This is a genomic window from Streptacidiphilus sp. MAP5-3 (assembly GCF_041262505.1).
GTDB lineage: Bacteria > Actinomycetota > Actinomycetes > Streptomycetales > Streptomycetaceae > Streptacidiphilus.
This window is the reverse complement of record NZ_JBGCCL010000001.1, coordinates 256920-276242: the sequence shown is the minus strand read 5'-3', so window position 1 is coordinate 276242 and position 19323 is coordinate 256920. Positions and strand designations below refer to the sequence as shown.

The 19323-nt window shown below is 70.2% G+C and carries 13 protein-coding genes; 10 read left to right on the top strand and 3 right to left on the bottom strand.

What is annotated here, in order from left to right; genetic code table 11:
- Positions 1–65: 65 nt before the first annotated feature.
- Positions 66–2369, bottom strand: a complete 2304-nt coding sequence (locus ABH928_RS01220; RefSeq protein WP_370060914.1) for an FdhF/YdeP family oxidoreductase — start codon at positions 2367–2369, stop codon at positions 66–68.
- Positions 2370–2636: 267 nt separating this feature from the next.
- Between ABH928_RS01220 and ABH928_RS01215 the strand changes: the two genes are divergently transcribed.
- Positions 2637–3518 (top strand): fumarylacetoacetate hydrolase family protein, encoded by an 882-nt coding sequence (locus tag ABH928_RS01215; RefSeq protein WP_370060912.1) that lies wholly within the window; start codon positions 2637–2639, stop codon positions 3516–3518.
- 396 nt (positions 3519–3914) lie between these two features.
- On the opposite strand, the gene ABH928_RS01210 is transcribed toward ABH928_RS01215, so the two are convergent.
- Together ABH928_RS01210 and ABH928_RS01205 are read right to left on the bottom strand one after the other, a co-directional pair.
- On the bottom strand, positions 3915–4679 hold the full coding sequence (locus ABH928_RS01210) for a TetR/AcrR family transcriptional regulator (protein WP_370060910.1): 765 nt from the start codon (positions 4677–4679) through the stop codon (positions 3915–3917).
- A gap of 178 nt (positions 4680–4857) precedes the next feature.
- Complete coding sequence (locus ABH928_RS01205; protein WP_370061849.1) at positions 4858–5772, bottom strand: diiron oxygenase; 915 nt, start codon at positions 5770–5772, stop codon at positions 4858–4860.
- 179 nt (positions 5773–5951) lie between these two features.
- Here ABH928_RS01205 and ABH928_RS01200 point away from each other — a divergent pair, with 179 nt between their 5' ends.
- The 9 genes from ABH928_RS01200 to ABH928_RS01160 all read left to right on the top strand — a co-directional run bounded on the left by ABH928_RS01200 (position 5952) and on the right by ABH928_RS01160 (position 19317).
- Complete coding sequence (locus ABH928_RS01200; protein WP_370060908.1) at positions 5952–6704, top strand: rhomboid-like protein; 753 nt, start codon at positions 5952–5954, stop codon at positions 6702–6704.
- 5 nt (positions 6705–6709) lie between these two features.
- On the top strand, positions 6710–8416 hold the full coding sequence (locus ABH928_RS01195) for a DUF885 domain-containing protein (RefSeq protein ID WP_370060906.1): 1707 nt from the start codon (positions 6710–6712) through the stop codon (positions 8414–8416).
- A gap of 213 nt (positions 8417–8629) precedes the next feature.
- A complete protein-coding gene (locus ABH928_RS01190; RefSeq protein ID WP_370060904.1) occupies positions 8630–10930 on the top strand; it encodes a DUF4139 domain-containing protein in 2301 nt (766 codons plus the stop codon).
- Positions 10927–12714 carry a mucoidy inhibitor MuiA family protein gene (locus ABH928_RS01185; protein WP_370060902.1) on the top strand — a complete coding sequence of 596 codons (1788 nt, stop codon included), beginning with the start codon at positions 10927–10929 and terminating at the stop codon, positions 12712–12714. Before ABH928_RS01190 ends, ABH928_RS01185 begins: the two co-directional genes overlap by 4 nt.
- 119 nt (positions 12715–12833) lie before the next feature.
- On the top strand, positions 12834–13436 hold the full coding sequence (locus tag ABH928_RS01180; protein ID WP_370060900.1) for a prepilin peptidase: 603 nt from the start codon (positions 12834–12836) through the stop codon (positions 13434–13436).
- A gap of 71 nt (positions 13437–13507) precedes the next feature.
- Entirely contained in the window at positions 13508–14317 is an 810-nt protein-coding gene (locus ABH928_RS01175) for a nucleotidyltransferase (RefSeq protein WP_370060899.1), read from the top strand.
- Between the two features lie 131 nt (positions 14318–14448).
- A complete protein-coding gene (locus ABH928_RS01170; RefSeq protein ID WP_370060898.1) occupies positions 14449–14913 on the top strand; it encodes a hypothetical protein in 465 nt (154 codons plus the stop codon).
- The gene (locus ABH928_RS01165; protein WP_370060897.1) at positions 14906–16099 is read left to right on the top strand and encodes a caspase domain-containing protein; all 1194 of its coding nucleotides are present in this window, start codon (positions 14906–14908) and stop codon (positions 16097–16099) included. The genes ABH928_RS01170 and ABH928_RS01165 overlap by 8 nt, the downstream gene beginning before the upstream one ends.
- Before the next feature lie 68 nt (positions 16100–16167).
- On the top strand, positions 16168–19317 hold the full coding sequence (locus ABH928_RS01160) for a DUF3427 domain-containing protein (protein WP_370060896.1): 3150 nt from the start codon (positions 16168–16170) through the stop codon (positions 19315–19317).
- The last annotated feature ends 6 nt before the right edge of the window (positions 19318–19323 follow it).

Here is a 19323-nt window from a genome sequence, read left to right as displayed (position 1 = left end):
CTCCGCCTTGCAGCTGGCCGCACCAGACAACCCGGGCTGATCCGACGCGAGTTTGACGACAGGGCCTAGCCCGCGTCGGGCTGCGAGTCCGGCTCCAGGCGGATCACCACGGACTTCGAGGTCGGCGTGTTGCTGGTGTCGGCCGTGCTGTCCAGCGGGACCAGGACGTTGGTCTCCGGGTAGTACGCGGCCGCGCAGCCGCGCGTCGTCGGGTAGTGCACCACCCGGAAGTGCGGCGCGCGCCGCTCGACGCCGTCCTTCCACTCGCTGACCAGGTCCACGTACTGACCCTCCGTCAGGCCGTGAGCCGCCGCGTCCTCGGCGTTGAGCAGCACGATCCGGCGTCCGCCGGTGATGCCGCGGTAGCGGTCGTCCAGGCCGTAGATGGTGGTGTTGTACTGGTCGTGCGAGCGCAGTGTCTGCAGCAGCAGGCGGCCCTCGGGGACGACCGGCGCGGTCATCGCGTTGACGGTGAAGTTGGCCTTGCCCGTCGTCGTCGGGAACGCGCGGGTGTCGCGCGGGCCGTGCGGGAGGGCGAAGCCGCCGGGCGTCAGGATCTTCGTGTTGTAGTTCTCGAAGCCGGGGATGACCCGGGCGATCCGGTCGCGGATGTTGCCGTAGGAGGCGTTGAAGTCCTCCCACGGCACGGTGTTCTTGGGGCCGAGGGTGCGCCGGGCCAGCTTGCAGACGATGGCGACCTCGGAGAGCAGGTCCGGCGCGGGCGGCCGGAGCGAGCCGCGCGAGGCGTGGACCATGCCCATCGAGTCCTCGACGGTGACCTGCTGCGGTCCGGAGGCCTGCCGGTCCTGGTCGGTCCGGCCGAGCGTGGGCAGGATCAGCGCGCGCGTCCCGGTGACCACGTGCGAGCGGTTCAGCTTGGTCGACACGTGCACCGTCAGGCGGCAGCCGCGCATCGCCTGCTCGGTGACCTCGGTGTCGGGGGTGGCCGCGACGAAGTTGCCGCCCATGGCGAAGAAGACCTTCACCTTGCCGTCCCGCATCCCGCGGATGGTGTCCACCACGTCGAGCCCGTGCTCGCGCGGCGGGTCGAAGTGGAACTCCTTGCCGAGCGCGTCCAGGAAGGTGGCAGCGGGCCGCTCGAAGATGCCCATGGTCCGGTCGCCCTGGACGTTGCTGTGCCCGCGGACGGGGCAGACACCGGCACCCGGCCTGCCCACATTGCCGCGCAGCAGCAGGAAGTTGACGACCTCACGAATGGTCGGCACAGAGTGCTGGTGCTGCGTCAGGCCCATGGCCCAGCAAACGATGATCTTCTCCGACTTCAGTACCAGCTCGGAGAGTTCCAGGATCTGACTGTCCGGCAGGCCGGTGGCCGCGTGGACCTCGTCCCAGTCGGTCTGCCGCGCCTCGGCGGCGAACTCCTCGAAGCCGCCGCAGTGCCTCTCGATGAAGTCGCGGTCCAGGACCGTGCCAGGGTTCTTGTCCTCGGCCTCCAGCAGCAGCAGATTGAGCGCGCGGAACAGCGCCAGGTCGCCTCCGAGACGGATCTGCAGGAACAGGTCGGTCAGCTTGGTCCCGCTGACCAGACCGCGCGGAGTCTGCGGGTTCTTGAACCGCTCCAGCCCCGCCTCCGGCAGCGGGTTGACGCTGACGACCGTCGCGCCCGCACGCTTGGCCCGCTCCAGTGCGGAGAGCATCCGCGGGTGGTTGGTGCCCGGGTTCTGCCCGGCCACGATGATCAGGTCGGCCTGGTAGAGGTCCTTGAGATGGACGCTGCCCTTGCCGACGCCCAGCGTCTCCACCAGCGCGGAGCCGGAGGACTCGTGGCACATGTTCGAGCAGTCCGGCAGGTTGTTGGTGCCGAGCTGGCGGGCGAAGAGCTGGTAGGCGAAGGCCGCCTCGTTGGACGTCCGGCCGGAGGTGTAGAAGGCGGCCTGGTCCGGGTCGTCCAGCTCCTTGAGCTCGTCCGCGACCAACTGCAGCGCGTCGTCCCAGGAGAGGGGCGTGTAGTGGGTGGCGCCCTCCTCCAGCAGCATCGGCGCGGTGAGCCGGCCCTGCTGGCCCAGCCAGTAGCCGCTGCGCTCGGCCAGGTCCGCCACCGAGTGCTCGGCGAAGAACTCGGGACCGACGCGACGCACCGTCGCCTCCTCGGCCACGGCCTTGGCGCCGTTCTCACAGAACTCGGCGGTGTGGGTGTGGTCCGGCTCCGGCCAGGCGCAGCCGGGGCAGTCGAAGCCGTTCGGCTGGTTCAGCTTGAGCAGCGTCTTCACCGCACGGGGCAGGCCCATCTGCGCGGCGGCGATCTGCGTGGTGTGCCGCAGGGCGGGGATGCCCGCGGCGGCGTGCTGGGGTTGACCGGTCGCGGGCGCGTCCTGCGCCGGATCGGTCACGGGAGCCTTGCGCGCCATTGCGCTCCACCTTTCGCCCTGTGGGCCGCCCTGCACGGTCCTCGTCCTGAGACTGGGGACATCCTTCCATCTCCCGCCGTATGAGTGAATCGTTCTATTCAGCGCAGGCGGCGATTTTTGGATTTGTGCAGGTAGGAGCCGTTGTTACCCGTCCGTATGGCGGTCGGCCCATGGTCGGGTGATCCTACAGTTTGATAGAAGTAGGGCTCTTTCTCCGAGCGACGGTGGGCGACCGGACCGTCCCGATCGCAAAGTGGGTGATCGCAGGTGCGTTTCCTGCGCATAGGACCGACGGGCGCCGAGCGCCCCGCACTGCTCGCCGCGGACGCGGAGAGTGCCTTCGACCTGTCCGCGCTCACGCCGGACATCGACGCCGCGTTCCTCGCTGGGCTCACGCCCGAGCGCCGCGTGGAGATCTCCGCGCGCGCGGAGGCGGGCGAGTTCCCGCGGCTCGCCCTGGCAGGCGGCCAGGGTCGCGGTGGCGAGCGCGTCGGCGCGCCGGTGGCGCGCCCGGGCAAGGTGGTCTGTATCGGCCTCAACTATCGCGACCACGCGGAGGAGGCGGGCCAGCCGATCCCGGCTGAGCCGGTGGTCTTCCTCAAGTCCAGCGACTGTGTCGTCGGCCCCGACGACGAGGTCCTGGTCCCGCGCGGCAGCGAGAAGACGGACTACGAGATCGAGCTGGCCGTGGTGATCGGCGCTACCGCCCGGTACCTCGACTCCCCGGAGGACGCGGACGCGGTGATCGCGGGCTACACCATCACCAACGACGTCACCGAGCGCGCTTGGCAGTTGGAGCGCGGGGGCACCTGGGACAAGGGCAAGTCCTGCGACACCTTCAATCCCATGGGCCCCTGGTTGGTCACGGCCGACGAGATCCCGGACCCCCAGGCACTGGGACTCCGCCTGACGGTCAACGGCGAGGTCCGCCAGAACGGCTCGACGTCGAACATGATCTTCGGCGTCCGCCATGTCATCTGGTACCTCAGCCAGTTCATGACCCTCCACCCGGGCGACGTGGTCAACACCGGCACCCCGGCGGGCGTGGCCATGGGCCTCCCGAACCAGCCGTGGCTCAACCCGGGCGACGTCCTCACCCTCGAGATCGACGGCCTCGGCAGCCAGCGCCAGGTGCTCGGCAAGGCCTGACCCCGGGGCAACGCCCTAGAGGTGCGGGGCCGTGCTGATATGCGGTTCCGCCGCGTGGGCGCGAGCAGGCGGGCTGCAGGGGGTAGTTGCACTACCTCGGGGGCGCGGGGCTGTGCTGATATGCGGCTCCGCCGCGTGGGCGCGAGCAGGCGTTGCACTATTTAGGGGCGCGGGGGGGGGGGGGGCCCGCCCCCGGGGGGGGGGGGGGGGGGGGGCGGCCCCCCCCCCGCGGGGGGGGCCCCCCCCCCCCCCCCCCCCCCCCCCCGCGGGGGGGGGGGGGGGGCGGGGGGGGGGCCGGGGGGGGGGGGGGGTGGTTTTCCTTTCTGGGGGGGGGGGGCCCCCCCCCCCCCCCGGGGGGGGGGGGGGGGCGCCCCCCCCCCCCCCCCGCCCCTGGAGTTACTCCTCGACAGGCAGCAGCAGCCCCGTCAGTCCCTCGATGAGCTTCGCTCCAGGGCCTTCGCCCTGGTAGTGCACAAGCAGACCCCGCAGGACCGTCGCGCTCTGCCGGTCGTGGAGGGCCATCACCGCGAACATCGCCACGAACTCGTCGACCAGCCAGTCGCGCAGCGACTCCGCGCTGCCGACTCCGCCCTCGTCCAGCCAGGTCAGCGCCGTCGCCTCGACGACCGCGACCCAGGAGCGGATCAGCAGGGCGAGTCGCGGGCCGGGGTCGCGGACCCCGAGGTGCTCGATGATGTTGGTGAACGCGGACCTGCGGACCTCGTCCACGATCGCGTTGGTGCGCTGCGTCTCCACCGCCGAACCGCCGCGCAGCAGCGCGCCGTAGCCCGCCGCATGCTCACGGACGAACGCGAGGTAGCGGTCGAGCGCATAGGCGAGCCGCTCGGTCGGGTTGCCCTCCGCGGGGGAGACGAAGCGCGCTGCGAGCTCCCTGGCCGCGCTGCCCAGCGCGGCCTCGTACAACTGCTGCTTGCCGCCAGGGAAGTAGCGGTAGACCAGCGGCCGGGACGCTTCCGCCGCCGTGGCGACGTCGTCGAGGGAGACCTCCTCCGGCGCGTGGCGGCTGAAAAGCTCCAGCGCCACCGCGATCAGCTGCTCGCGACGCTGTTCCACCGGCAGGCGCCGGTAGGGTCCGCGGCGCGCTCGGGTCGTGGTCGTGGTCGCGGAAGCCTCGTCGGGCGTGGCAGGCGCTGGGGTCACCTGATCACCTTACGCCGCCGCCCCGTTCGGCGACGCGGAGCGTCCGGGCTCGGCCCGAGGTCGGACGGGGGCGGACGGGGTCGGGCACGGCCGGCCGGGCTCGGCCGAGGTCGGACGGGGGCCGCGCGGCTCCGCCGCCTCCGCCCGGCTCGGGTTGGGCCGCCGCGCCGCGACGACCTCAGAGCAGCCCCGACCGCCGCCACTCGGCGCGCACCGCGCGGCCGTGGATGACGCCGGTCTCCTCCAGGAACTCCACCAGCTTCTCCGCCGACCACCGCATGGTCTCCCTGCGGTGCTCGCTCGCGCGGACCTGGCGCAGGCACTCGTCCACGTCCAGACCGGCCCGCTGGTAGACCTTGGGGCTGATCAGCGAACGGGCCACGACGACCGCCGCCTGGCCGGAGGTGAGCCGGGTGAAGGTGCGCTCCCAGAGCGGCGCGGTCACCATCTGCCGACGCAACTCCTCGCGCGCGTAGCGCACATGGCGGGTCTCCTCGACGACGTGGATCCGGGTGATGCCGCGCACCAGCGGCTGGATCCGCTCGTCGGGGAAGCTGACCCGCTGCATCCGGTCGAGGATCTCCTCGACCAGCAGGGTCGCAGTGAAGGCTGCGGGCGTCGGCGCGGTGGTCTTGAGGACGCGCCCGAGGAAGCGGGACATCCCGCCCGGCTGGTACCAACCGGTCTCCAGCTTGGCGACCATGCGCGCGAACATCTTGGAGTGCCGGCACTCGTCGGCGACCTCGGTGAGCGCGTACTGGACGTGGCCGGTGCGCGGGTCCAGGTCGTAGATGTGCCGGGCGAGCAGCTGCATCAGGATGACCTCGAACCAGATGCCCGCCGAGGCGAGGCTGGCGGCCTCGTGGCGGGACAGGTCGATCCGCTGCTCCTCGGTCATCCGCTCCCATAGCGGCGTCCCGTAGAGGGAGACGAGGTGCTCGGGCAGGAACCAGAGACCGGGGACGAGCGGGGCGTCCCAGTCGAGCTCGGTGTCCGGGTCGAAGGAGTGCTTGGCCGAGGCCGTGAGCAGCCGTTCGGCGACCAGTTCACGGTCGCTGAGCAGCAGGGAGGGGGCGCCCGGGGTCGTCGTCATCGCCATGCTGTTATGAGACTCCGCGTCAGCAAGGGTGTCAATCCCTTCGACGTCGGCTTCCCCTTTCGGGGCGACTTTCCGTGGCGGCTTCGTGGCGCGAGTTGTCCACAGGCGGGGTTTGTCCACAGGGTGAGTAGTGCGCGAAGGGAAACATGTGGTTCTTGTGCAGAATGGCCCACATGACGCGAGTCGCCCGCCCCGTCCGGCCCAGTTCCGAGCCCTCACCGCCCAGTCCCGTCGCCAGAGCGGCCACGAGGCTCTGGGCGCTGGCCCGGTTCCTGATCCGGTCCGCGCCCGGCACCTACCTCTGGCTCTTCATCCTGGGCGTCAACACCCTTGCGCTGACGCGGATGTCGCCTCGCTTCAAGCACTGGTTCCTGGCCACCCACAGCACCAACCTGGTCGAACTCAGCCACCATCCGGTCAAGGTGCTGATCAGCAGCGCGTTCTGGACGGAGACGCCGAGCTTCTTCTTCTGGTTCGTGATCTTCAATCTGTTCCTGGTCCCGGCCGAGTGGTGGCTCGGAACCGCCCGCTGGCTGGCGGTCGTCGTGCTCGCGCACGTCCTCGCCACGCTGATCAGTGAGGGCACGGTGCAGTTGATGATCAACGCGCACATGTACCCGCACCGGGAGCGGTTCGTCATCGACATCGGCGTCAGCTACGGCCTCTCCGGGGGCGTCGGCGTGCTGGCCTGGTGGTGGGCCAGGCCCTGGCGCTGGTGGTATCTCGGCATCTCCGCCGCCTTCTACGGCGTCCTGCTCGGGGTCTCCACCAACTTCACCAATCTCGGCCATCTCTGTGCCTATCTGATCGGTGTGGCCTGCCTGCCGCTCACCCGTGGACGACGCGGTGGCGACATGACGCCGGCCAGTCTTATCGCTCCTCTGCGAAAACGACTGACTAGCACCCCTCTCCGTGGTGCAGGATGACCCGCATGGCAGACACCCATTCCCTCGCAGCTGACACGCCTCGTCGGATCGCGGACGCGTACGTCGACGCGGTAGCCGAGCAGAACCCCGTCACCGCCGCATACCTGGGCGTCAATCCGGGCGATCCGCGTCAACCGGACCTCTCCCCCCAGGGGTTCGACACCGAGGCGGATCTCGCCCGCCAGGCGCTTGCCCGGCTGGACGCGCTTCCGGCCGAGGCGTTCGAGGACCCGGTCGAGTCGGCGTGTGCCCGGCTGCTGCGCGAGCGACTGACCGCGCAGCTCGCGGTCCACGAGGCCGGCGACCACCTCCGCTCGCTCAGCAACATCGGCGCGCCGGTCCACGACGTCCGCGCCATCTTCTCGGTCGCGCCGAGCGAGACCAAGGAGGACTGGGCCGCCCACGTGGGCCGGATGGGCAACGTCGCCGACGCGGTCCGCGGGTACCAGGCCACCCTGGCCGAGGGCCTGCGCCGCGACCTGGTCAGCGGCCCGCGTCAGGTGGCGACGGTCGGCACCCAGCTGGCCGCCTGGTTCGGCGAGAGCCTGACCGACGAGAAGAACTGGTACAGCACCTTTGCCGTCGACTGCCCCGCAGACCTGCGGGCCCAGCTCGACGCCAACGCCGAGCAGGCGTCCGTAGCCGTCGCCGAGTTCTGCGCCTGGCTGCGCGACACCTACGCGCCCGTGGCCGCCGACCGTCCCGACACCGCCGGTCGGGAGCTCTACACGCGGTCCGCGCGCCTCCACAGCGGCGCCGACCTGGACCTCGACGAGGCCTACGCCTGGGCGTGGACGGAGTTCCACCGCCTGGAGGCCGAACTCGTCGCCGAGGCCGACAAGGTGAAGCCCGGCGCGACCCCGCGCGAGGCCTCCGAGTACCTGGAGACCGACGGCCACACGATCGAGGGCGTGGAGGAGATCCGCGTCTGGCTGCAGAACATCATGGACGAGGCCATCGAGGCACTCGACGGCACCCACTTCGACATCCAGGACAACCTGCGCCGGGTCGAGTCCCGGATCGCCCCGGCGGGCTCCGCCGCCGCGCCGTACTACACGCAGCCCAGCCTCGACTTCTCCCGTCCCGGCCGCACCTGGCTGCCGACGCTCGACAAGACCGCCTTCCCGACCTGGCAGCTCGTCAGCATCTGGTACCACGAGGGCGTTCCCGGCCACCACCTGCAGCTGGCGTCCTGGGTTGCGGCGGCCGACACGCTCTCCCGCTACCAGGTCACCCTCGGCTCAGTCAGCGCCAACCTGGAGGGCTGGGCGCTGTACTCCGAGCGCCTGATGGACGAGCTCGGCTTCCTCGCCGACCCGGCCCACCGTCTCGGCTTCCTCGACGAGCAGATGCTGCGCACGGTCCGCGTCATCATCGACATCGGCATGCACCTCGGCCTCACCATCCCGGCGGACTCCCCGTTCCACCCCGGTGAGACGTGGACGCCGGAGCTGGGGTCGGACTTCTTCGCGGCCTACGTCGGCTCGCCCGCGGAGATGCGGGAGAGCGAGATCATCCGCTATCTGGGCTGGCCGGGCCAGGCCATCGGCTACAAGCTCGGCGAGCGCGCCTGGCGTCGTGGCCGCGACGCGGCGAAGGCGGCGGCAGAGGCGCGCGGCGAGGAGTTCGACCTCAAGGCGTGGCACATGAAGGCGCTCGCCCAGGGCTCGTTCGGGCTGGACGACCTGGTCGCCGAGCTCAGCGCGCTGTAGCGGGCAGGCCCTGGTCGGATTCTGGGCGGTCCCCGGCCGGTTGCCCGGTCGGATTGCTGCTCGGATTGCTGGTCGGGCTGCCTGGTCGGACTGCCTGGTTCGGGCGTCCTGCCTGCCGTACCCGAGTCCCCGGCGTCTGCGACGGCAAAGGCCGCGCGAGAGGCCGGGGCTCGGGTTACGGTAAGGCCCTCTGCTGACTACGAGGGAGACCACGTGGAGCACGAGCTGCTGGTCGCGGAGTCGCGGCTGGATTCCGTCACCGTCCATGCCGACGGCGCACTCTGCCGCCGCCGGGTACGCGTCCAACTCCCGGCCGGTGTCTCTCGGGTACGGCTCACCGGCCTGCCCCTGGTCTCCGATCCGCAGAGCCTGGGGGCGCGCGTCGTCGACCTCCTCGACCCGGACGCGGAGGGGGCGGCGGGAGGTCCGGCGGAGCGGTCATCATGTGGTCGGGTGCTGGACGTGCGACGCGAGGAACGGGCGGAGGTCGTACCGCGCGAGCAGCTCGCCTCACTCCGGCGCGAGGTCGACGCCGCGCAGGAGGCGTACGACGTCGCACGCGCTCGGCGTGACCGTCTGGCGGCGCGCGCCGAGACCACCTGCGCGCTGCGGCCCGTTCCGCCTTTGCCCCGGCGTGGGGACCCGCCTCGTCCCGCACCCGTCGACGCGGTCATCGCGCTCGCCGGGTTCACGGACGAGCGCCTCGACACCGTGAATGCCCAACTCCTCGGCGCAGAGCAGGCGTTCGAGCGGGCCGAGCACGACCTGGATGTCGCGCGACACCGTCTCGCTGAGGCCTCGCACGCGCTCCCCACGGAGTCGACCCGGACGACGGCCGACGCGGTGGTCACGATCGACCGCGGGGCAGACGGGACGGGTGGGGCAGGCGGGTCGGGTGCGGTAGGCGCGGCAGTCGGGTCCGGAGGGCTGGACGGCCAAGATGCCCTGGTCGAGCCGGAGTTGGAGGTAGAGCTGGAACTGGAGTATGCCGTCCCCGGCGCCACCTGGTTCCCCTCCTACCGGCTCCACCTGACCCGCCGCGGGGCAACTGATGGTGCCTCTGGTGTCTCTCCGCGCGACAGCCTCTCCCTCCGTGCGTCCATCGCTCAACGCACGGGTGAGGACTGGACCGGTGTTCGACTGAGCCTCTCCACCGCCGATCTGCTGACCCGCACCGTGATGCCGCAACTGCGCTCCATCCGGCTGGGCCGACGGCAGGCCGAGCAGCCCGCACCGCCGTGGCGGGAGGCTCCGGCAGGCCTGAGCGGACTCTTCAGCGGCTACGACGCAGCAGTCGCCGACGCCCAGGCTCCGCCGGTGCCGCCGCCATCGCGCGGTCTGGGCGCGGCAGTTGCCGGGGCCGGGGCTGGGGCTGGCGTCGTCGGCGGCACCGAGGGTGAAAGGGAACTACGTCCCGCGATGCGCCGTGCCGCTCCACGTGCTGCGGCATTCGGCGCAGCCCCCGCCGCTCCGGGGGCTGCGCCCGGCGGTCCTGTCGCCTACGGCGGCGCGTCTCGTGCCCAGCCGACGGCCGTCGCCTTCCCGGCAACGCCGCAGGCGGGCGCGGCCCCACCCGTCCGGGCGTTGCCCGCGCCCGAGCCGACGCTCGATGTCGCCCTCCGTGACCTCGCCGGGCTCGAACTCGCAGGTCCGACCGCACCGATCGGGGCTCGGGGCACGCTCGCTCCCAGCCTGTCCGGCGGCTCGGCCGGCCCGGTCGAGTGGGAGCACCGGCAACGTGCGCAATCCGTACGCGGGCTGCCGGTGCCGCCGCACGCTGTGCCGGTGCACCTGCGTGCGGCGGCCATGGGCGCCGGTCCCGTCGCCGACGACCGCGCCCAGACCCTCGAGCACCGCTTCGACCACCAATTCGACCACCGCTTCGACACTGCGGCGAGGGTGGACGTTCCCGCCGACGGCGCCTGGCACAGCGTGGCCGTCTCGGAGCTCCCGGTCGGGTTGATGCTCCGTCACCTCTGCGTGCCGTCCCTGGACCCGCAGGTGTACGCCACGGTCGAACTGGCCAACACCAGCCCGCACGCCTTGCTGCCCGGCCCGCTCGACGTGGTCGTCGACGGCGAGTACAGCACCACCGTCGCGATGCCCGCCCTTGCGCCCGGCGCGCGCAAGCGGATCGGGATCGGCGTCGAGGAGGGCGTGCGGGTCGCCCGCCACAGTCGTTCCGCCGAGTCGTCCAGCGGCCTGCTCGGCGGTACGACCGTGATCACCCAGCGCGTCGAGATCGAGGTGGCCAACCGCCTCGACCGTCCGATCGATCTCGACGTGCTGGAACGCGTCCCCGTCAGCGACGAGAAGGACGTACGGATCGAGGACACCGCCGCCACTCCACCCTGGACGGTCGTCCCGCCCGAGCAGGACGAGCACCATCGCCGGGGGCTCCGTCGCTGGCAGCTCGACCTCGCGCCCGCCGCCACCGCCACGCTCACTGGTGGCTACGAGATCCGCATTCCGTCCGCCAAGGCCGTCGCCGGCGGCAATCGGAGAGACGCATGACGACCCCGCCCGATCTCCCCGACGCGACCGACGCCACGGACGCGACCGACGCCACGGACGCGACCGACGCCACGGACGCGACCGACGCTCTTCACGCCCCGATGCTGCTGACCGCGCCCGTCACCGCCGTCACCGTGCTTGAGGACCGGGTCGAGGTCCAACGCGCCGTGTCGCTGGCCGGTTCGGCGCTGTCGCCCGGAGTGCACCGACTCCGCCTCGGGCCGGTCAGCCCGCTCGTCGTCGACCACTCCCTGCGCGGGGAGCTGGACGGCTTTCCGGGCGGCAGCGTGCTGGACCTGCGCGTGGTGCGGCGCTACACGCCGAGGCCGCCGGTCGCCTCGTCGTCCTCGGACGAGCGGTCCGACCTGTCGGTGGTCGGACGACGCGTCAACGACCTGTCGCAGCAACTGCGGAGGGCGGAGCTGAAGGTGGCCAGGCTCGCCGCGCACGTCGCAGTCCTGGAGCAGTTGCTCGTCGACGTGCACCGTGACATCGCCGAAAGCGCGGGCGCGGGTGACGCGCATCCGGAGCGCTGGCGTGAGGCCCTCAATCGCGCCGAGGGTGAGTACGACCGCCACGACGACGAGCTCGGCGCGGCCCGCCGCCGCGCCGCGCGCCTCAAGGCCGAGCTGATCGAGGCCCAGGAGTCCTTGGCAGCGTCGGAGACGCCCCCCATGGTGCTCACCGCACATGTCGAGGCGGTTCTCGAACTTCCGGAGAGTGGCGCGGTCGGATCTGCTTCCTTGTATGCAGAACCAATGTTGACGCTCCGTCATCTCACCCCCTGTGCCCTCTGGCGCCCGGCCTACCGGGCCACGCTCACCACCGGTGCCGGCACTACCGGCTCCACAGGCGAGCAGCCGGGCCTGCAACTGGAGCGCGACGCCTTCCTCTGGCAGCGCACGGGCGAGCCGTGGACGGACGTCCGAGTCACCCTCTCCACCGCCCGCCCGGCGCGTGCCGCCGAGCCGCCGTTCCTGCCCTCGGACGTGATCGCCCTGCGGGACCGCAGCGCGGAGGAGCGTCGCACGGTCGAGGTGGACCTGCGTGAGGTCGAGATCCCCGAACTCGGGCCGGCCATGGACGAGTCCGGGGCCGCAGCCGGGGGAGTGCAGTCCACGGTCTCGACGCTCCCGGGCGTCGACGACGGCGGCGAGGCACGGCGTCTGGTGATCCCGACAGCCGTGACGGTGCCGAGCGACGGGCGCGCCCATCGCGTGCCGCTGGGGGAGACCACGTCGGCCGCCACGGTCGACCTCTTCTGCCTGCCGGAGCTCTCGCCGCTGGTGCTGCGGAACGTCCGCTTTCGCAACGACTCCGGCGCGCCGCTGCTGTCGGGGCCGGTCGACCTGGTGCACGACAGCGCCTTCGTCGGACGCGGCGAACTGCGCTTCACCGCGCCCGGCGCGCCGGCGGAGCTCTGCTTCGGCAGCGACGGCGGCTTCCGCTCGGTCCGCAGCGTGCAGGAGACGACGGAGACGGTCGGACTCTCCGGCCGCACCGTGCGCAGCAGAACGGTCCGCGTCACGCTCACCCGTTTTGCGGCCAGCCCAGGGGACGAAGCTTCCGATCCGATCCGCGTCTCCCTGCGCGAACGGGTGCCGGTGTCCGAGCTGGCCGAGGTGGAGATCCGGCTCGACAAGCACGGAACGTCGCCGCAGCCGGATGCGCTGGACACCGACGGCATCGCCCGCTGGGAGATCGATGTCCAGCCGGACGACCGGCGGACGGTGGTGCTCCGCTACGACGTCGTCGCCGCGCCCAGTGTGTCGATGACCGACTGATCGTCAACGTGATCGTCAACTGGTCGTCCGCACAGCGATTTCGAACGAAGCAAACGCAGCCGATCGTTCGCTGCGCGAAGATGCCCGGTGAACGACTCAGCGATCGGAGGAGCGCGCCCATGAGCGAACAGTCGGCCGCCGAGCCCGCCGCCTCCGTGCCGCCACGCTCCCGTGTGCGCTTTCCCCTGCCTGACGACGAGACACGATCGGTCCTCCGCCGTGACGCGCTTCCGATCGCGATCGCCGCGATCGTGTCGATCGCCGCGCTGATCGTTCGCCATGGCTGGACGCTCGTCCTCCCGGCCCAGATCGTCTTCGTGGTCGGCGCCGCCGCGCTCGCGATGGTCGACGCCCGCCTGCGCCGCCTGCCCGACGCGCTGACGTATCCCGCGTATCCGGCGCTCCTGCTGCTGCTGGCCCTCCCGGGGGCGGGCGGCCCATGGCTCCGTGCCCTCCTCGGCGCGCTGACACTCGCTTGCGGCTACTACCTGTTGGCGCTCTTCGGCGGCGCAGGGCTCGGCGACGTCAAGGCAGCCGGGCTGGTCGGCCTCGTCGTCGGCTACGAGGGCTGGTTCCGTCTGCTCGCGGCCACCGTCTACGCCTCACTCCTGGCGGGCGTCTGGGCCGTAGCCCTCCTCGCCACCCGCCGGGCCGGACGCCGCAGCCAGATCGCCTTCGGCCCGTTCCTGATGTCCGGCGCCCTCCTCGCCCTGCTGCTCTGACCACCCGGCGCGGAGGGACAGCGGAGGGATATCCGTTCGCGGACGGGCAGTCGACCAGGCAGAGTTCGCGCATGAGCGCGACCACGACAGGCCTGGACAGCGACGGCTACATCGCCCGCGAGGGCTCACTGGACCGGGTGCCTTCGGCCTACGCCCCCGTGGTCGCCACCGCCCGGGACCGCATCGCCGCGGCCTTCGACCCCGGCTCCCGCCTCCACAGCGCCTACCTCTACGGCAGCATCCCGCGCGGCACCGCTGTGCCCGGCGTCTCTGACCTCGACCTGCTCCTCGTCCTGCACGAGGCCGACGCGCTCGCGTCCTCCCTCGACGCGACCTTTCCGTTCGTCAACGGCGTCGGTGTGCTGCTCTTCGATGCCACCACCGTGCTCAGCGAGCTCGAACGCCACGACCTGGGCTGGTTCCTCGCCTGCCTCTGCACGCCCCTGCTCGGTCCGGATCTGGCCGCCCAACTCCCGCGCTACCGCCCGGACTCACTCCTCGCCCGCGAGACCAACGGTGACCTGGCTCTCGCCCTACCCCGCTGGCGCGAACGCCTCGCCGCTGTCGAGGGCGATCTCACCACTGAGCACGACCTCGCCGCCCGCCGCGTCCTCTGCCGCAGCGTCGCCCGCCGCCTGGTCCGCACCGGCCTCACCCTGGTCATGCCCCGCTGGGGCGGCTGGACCAGCGACCTCCGCCTCTCCGCCCAGATCTTCGCCCGCTACTACCCCGCCCGCGCCACCCAGATGCACCTCGCCGCAACCGTCGCCCGCACGCCCACCGACGACAGGTCCGTCCTGCACACGCTGGTCGACGACCTGGCCCCGTGGCTCGCCACCGAGTACACCGCCGTCCACGGCACCAAGGCCCCACGCGATTGAGGTCACAGGCGTCACATGGCGGCCAGTACCCAGGAGCTCCTCTGTCCTGCGGTTCGCGGGCGCCTCCTACGCCCCGCCCCTTGTACTGCAACTGCAGAGCCTCTGCTGAGACACCACCCCGTGATCAATATATGAGCGTATGGGTGGCTAAAATTGTTCAAGTTCCCATCGTCCAAGGGCACTTCTTGGCAAGATGCCTTCGTGGCCGACCAGCAACGAAATGGTCGAGAGATGGGCGCGGGGAGAGTATGCAAGCGGAGATTCGGATCACGGGGCCGGCCAGTGGGGCGGAGCTAGCTGACTTGGGACGCTGGCTGTCTGCACAGCGGGGCCTTGTGGGCAGGGTTGCCCAGGTGCAGGGAGAGATCGGCGAGCAGGAACTGGGCGGCGGTGCTGTCGAACTCCTCTCGGTGGCCCTCGGCTCTGGAGGAGTGGTCTCGGTCCTGAGTAGCGCGATCAGCGCATGGCTTGGCAATCGGCAGCGGACCATCAAAATCACGGTCGACGGTGTGAGCGCGGAGTTCCCTGCAGGGACGCGGGCAGAGGTTCTGGCGCGATACCTGGAGGCGCTCAAGGGCGAGGGCTCCAGTGCCTGAGGCTTCTGGCCGGATCGACTCGATCGACTACGCCCGCTCCCGCGCCATCCTGATCGGCGTGGCTGACTACGACGACGCGGGATTCCTGCCCGTCCCGGCGGCAGCCAACAGCCTGAACGCGATGCACACCATGCTCACCGACTCGGCCTCGGGTGCATGGCCTGAGCCTCGCGTCTCGGTCTTCCGGAACCCACGCAACACGGGTGCGTTCGCGGCACACCTTGCTGAACTGGCGAAGTCCGCCGAGGACACACTGTTCTTCTACTTCGTGGGACACGGTTGTCTGAGCACGATGTCAGAGCTGTGTCTGACGCTGAGTGACACGGTCAAGCGGCATGCCGACCTGACCGGGCTCCCGTATCGGGCGGTCAAGAACAACATCCTCGGGAACAGCGCGGCGCGGCTCAAGGCGGTGGTTCTCGATTGCTGCTTCTCAGGACAAGCCATCGAGTCGCTCAGCGGTGACGTCATCGACAGCCTGATCGCCAGGGGCACCACCATCATCACCGCCGCTGACCACGACCAGGCGGCCCATGTGGTGCCCACTTCCGAACAGGCGCAGGCATGCACCTCGTTCACGCGACATCTGCTGGACATCGTCGAGGTAGGCCGGCCGCATGGTACGGAGATGCTCACTCTCCAGGAGATCTACCCGCTGCTCCAGAACAGGCTGAGGGAGTACGGGCTTCCCGAGCCGAACCAGCGCACCACCGACACCGCCGGCTTCTTTCCGCTCGCGCGAAATCGCGCCCTGGCCCCGCTGGCCGACCGAGAGTCGGCATCAACAGAGGCCGCGCCTGGGGTGGGAGAGCGCTACGCGCTGGTGGTGTGGCGTAAGAGTCGTGCTCTGCTGGACGATCCGACCGGGCGTTGGTACGGCGAGACGCAGCGTGGCGAGCAGGCGCAGGAGGAGGCCGACAGGATGTGGTGGCCGATCGCACGATGGCGGATTCCGAATCTCAAGTCGCTGGTTGTGGTCACCGACGGTCGGGTGCATCGGATCCGCGAGGTCTTCGGGGTGGACGAGGAAACCACCTCCGCGGGCGACAACGGCAAGCTGGCTCTGCGAGTGAGTGCCCCCCTGGAGCCCGAGCGCCTGGCGGATCGCCTGCCTGGCCTGCCGTTCGCGCTCGATGATGCCCACCCCGCCGTGCAGGGACGGATGCGCGAGTACGTCACCTTCTGACGGCCTCAGCGTGGTGCGGTGGGCATGTGTTCGTTCATGAAGTAGTCACGTGATGGTCAGGAGCGGTTGTGGGAAACCTCGTCAGCGGCCAGGAGCCGGCCGCCGGTCTGTATGAGCAACTGGTGACGGACGTCATCGAGGCGCGCGTGGACGCGCTGCGAGGAGCGGGCTGGCAGGTCGTGGAGGCGTCGGTCGGGCCGGAGTCGGCACCGTATGTGCTCGCCCGACATCTGGGACGCCGCGCCGCGGAGGCCCTTGCCGCGCTGCCGGAAGAGCAACGGGTCGACGCTGCGAACGAGTTCCTGAGGGTTCTCGAGAAGCGGGGGCACGGGGATCCCGCCGAACGCATTGCGGAGGGGCCGCGGCAATTGCTGGCTCTCGCTGAGAAGGAAGCCCCGGGGGTGTACGCGATCCGGCCTGCTACGCCCCTGTCTGAGTCGGCTCTGCTCACCAACGCCCCGGAGGACCCGAGTCTGGGCACGGAGCTGCGTGCTGAGCTGGCCACCGCCGACCGGGTCGACTTGATCTGTGCGTTCGTCAAGTGGTACGGGCTTCGCGTGCTGGAAGAGCAGCTGCGCGCCGCCGCTGTCCGTGGCGTGCCGATTCGGGTGGTCACCACGACGTACATGGGGGCCACCGACCGGCACGCGCTGGACCGTCTGGTGCGCGAGTACGGGGCGGAGGTGAAGGTCAACTACGAGCTGCGTTCCACCCGCCTGCATGCAAAGGCATGGCTGTTCCGTCGCCGTAGCGGATTCGACACGGCGTACGTCGGCAGCTCCAACCTCTCCCGGGCTGCTCTGCTCGACGGCGTGGAGTGGAACGTGCGGCTGTCCTCGGTCAGCACACCTGCTGTGCTCAAGAAGTTCGAGGCGACCTTCGACTCGTACTGGAACGACTCCTCTTTCGAGAGGTACGACCCCGACCAGCACGCGACCCGGCTTGACGATGCCCTGCGCTCGGCCTCAGGTCGCGACGCCAAGAGCCAGGAAACCACCCGCATCAGCCTGTCCGCTCTCGAGGTCCGCCCGTATCCGCACCAGCGGGACATGCTCGACCAACTGGATGCCGAGCGCGAGGTCCACGGACTGCACCGCAATCTGCTGGTCGCTGCCACGGGCACTGGTAAGACCGTGATGGCGGCTCTGGACTATCGCGCCCTGCTGCGCAAGCTGGGTCGTAAGCCGGAGCAGCTTTCGTTGCTCTTCGTCGCGCATCGGCAGGAGATCCTCAAGCAGTCCCTGCGCACGTACCAGGACGTGTTGACCGACGCCAACTTCGGGGAACTGCTGGTCGGCGGTGAGGTGCCCGAGGATTGGCGGCATGTCTTCGCCAGCGTCCAGTCACTGCACCGGGACCGGCTTGAGGAGCTGGCTCAGGACCACTTCGATGTCATCGTCATCGATGAGTTCCACCACAGCACCGCGCCTACTTATCGCCGGATCATCGACCACTTCCAGCCAATGGAACTGCTCGGTCTCACTGCCACACCAGAGCGCAGCGACGGCCGCCATGTCCACGTGGAGTACTTCGACGGCCGCATCGCCGCAGAGATGCGACTGTGGGAGGCTCTGGAGAACGACCTGCTCAGCCCGTTCCACTACTTCGGCATTGCCGACAACACTGACCTCTCCATGGTTGGGTGGCGCCAAGGGACGTACGACACGGGCGAACTTGACCGGCTGTTCACCGGTAACGAGGCCCGCGCCCGACTGGTCGTCAAGGCGCTGCAGGACAAGGTGGCCGACCCGGAGCATATGCGCGCGCTCGGATTCTGTGTCTCCGTCAGTCATGCCTACTTCATGGCGGAGTACTTCCGCCAAGCTGGTCTCGCCGCCCGGGCCTTGGATGGGACCACCCCGCAGGCTGAGCGTGACGCGGCGCTCGAGCAGTTGCGGCGCGGTGAACTGCAGGTGCTGTTCTCTGTCGATCTCTTCAACGAGGGCTTGGACATCCCGGACGTAGACACCCTGCTGCTGCTCCGCCCCACCCAGAGCGCGACGGTCTTCCTGCAGCAGCTCGGCCGTGGATTGCGGCGTACCGAGGACAAGCCAGTACTGACCGTTCTCGACTTCGTCGGGCAGCACCGGGCCGAGTTCCGCATTGAGGAGCAGTTCCGGGCGCTGACCAACCTCACCCGGCGCCGTCTGCTCGAACACGTCGAGCAGGACTTCCCGCAGCTGCCGTCGGGCTGTCAGATCATCCTGGACCGCAAGTCCAAGCAGGTGGTGCTCGAAAACATCAAGGCGCAACTCAAGCTCGGGATCAAGGGCCTGGCCAACGAGGTCCGCGAGTACGCCCGCCCTGAGTTGGCCGAGTACCTGCGCGAAAGCCGCCGTGAGCCGGCCGACCTGTACCGCGGCAGCAGTAGTTGGACAGCGCTGCTGCGCCGAGCCGGTCTGTTGGACGGGGAACCCCCTGCAGGCGAGGACGCACTGCTCAAGCGGGTGTCCGCATTCCTGCACGCCGCCGACACGCTGCGGGTGGAGACATACACACAGCTCCTGTCTGACGACGCCCCCCGCTACACGGAGCTGACAGAGCAGCAGCGCGGGTTCGCCCACATGCTGTTCTTCTCGCTGTGGCCCACCGGTGGCGGCTTCGCCGACTACCAGGAGGGGCTCGACAGCCTGTGTGAGCAGACCGCCTTCCGCAGTGAGGTACGGCAACTGCTTGCCTGGAATTTGGACCACACCCGTCGTCCCACCACCCCGCTGCTCGGCACGCACAGCGGGGTACCGCTTGCACTGCACGCCGAGTACTCGCGTGAGGAGATCCTGCCCGCCCTCAGGGTTGCCGAACTCGGGGGCTTCCTTCCCGGCAACTTCCGCGAGGGCGTGAAGTGGTGCCCCGCCACCAACACCGACGCTCTCCTGGTCACCCTGACCAAGGACGAGAGGGACTTCAGTCCGACCACGCGGTATCGCGACTACGCGCTCAGCCCGACCCTTTTCCATTGGGAGTCCCAGAACAACACCTCACCCACTTCAGGGGTGGGCCAGCGTTACCGCCGGCATCGGGAGCTGGGCAGTCACGTGCTGATGTTCGTCCGTCGGTTCAAGAGCACCGACTCCGGCGGCCCCCAGCCCTGGACTTTGCTGGGACCGGTCGACTACCAGTCGCACGAGGGCAGCAAGCCGATGGCGGTGGTCTGGAAGGTCCGCACACCGATCCCCGCTGATGTCGAGCTCTACTCGGCTGTGACAGGCGTCAGCTGATCCGCG

Coding starts and splice junctions, on each gene's coding strand:
- ABH928_RS01200 (WP_370060908.1), top strand. CDS start 5,952: ATGACGCGAGTCGCCCGCCCCGTCCGGCCCAGTTCCGAGCCCTCACCG.
- ABH928_RS01205 (WP_370061849.1), bottom strand. CDS start 5,772: ATGACGACGACCCCGGGCGCCCCCTCCCTGCTGCTCAGCGACCGTGAA.
- ABH928_RS01180 (WP_370060900.1), top strand. CDS start 12,834: ATGAGCGAACAGTCGGCCGCCGAGCCCGCCGCCTCCGTGCCGCCACGC.
- ABH928_RS01175 (WP_370060899.1), top strand. CDS start 13,508: ATGAGCGCGACCACGACAGGCCTGGACAGCGACGGCTACATCGCCCGC.
- ABH928_RS01185 (WP_370060902.1), top strand. CDS start 10,927: ATGACGACCCCGCCCGATCTCCCCGACGCGACCGACGCCACGGACGCG.
- ABH928_RS01220 (WP_370060914.1), bottom strand. CDS start 2,369: ATGGCGCGCAAGGCTCCCGTGACCGATCCGGCGCAGGACGCGCCCGCG.
- ABH928_RS01195 (WP_370060906.1), top strand. CDS start 6,710: ATGGCAGACACCCATTCCCTCGCAGCTGACACGCCTCGTCGGATCGCG.
- ABH928_RS01170 (WP_370060898.1), top strand. CDS start 14,449: ATGAGCGTATGGGTGGCTAAAATTGTTCAAGTTCCCATCGTCCAAGGG.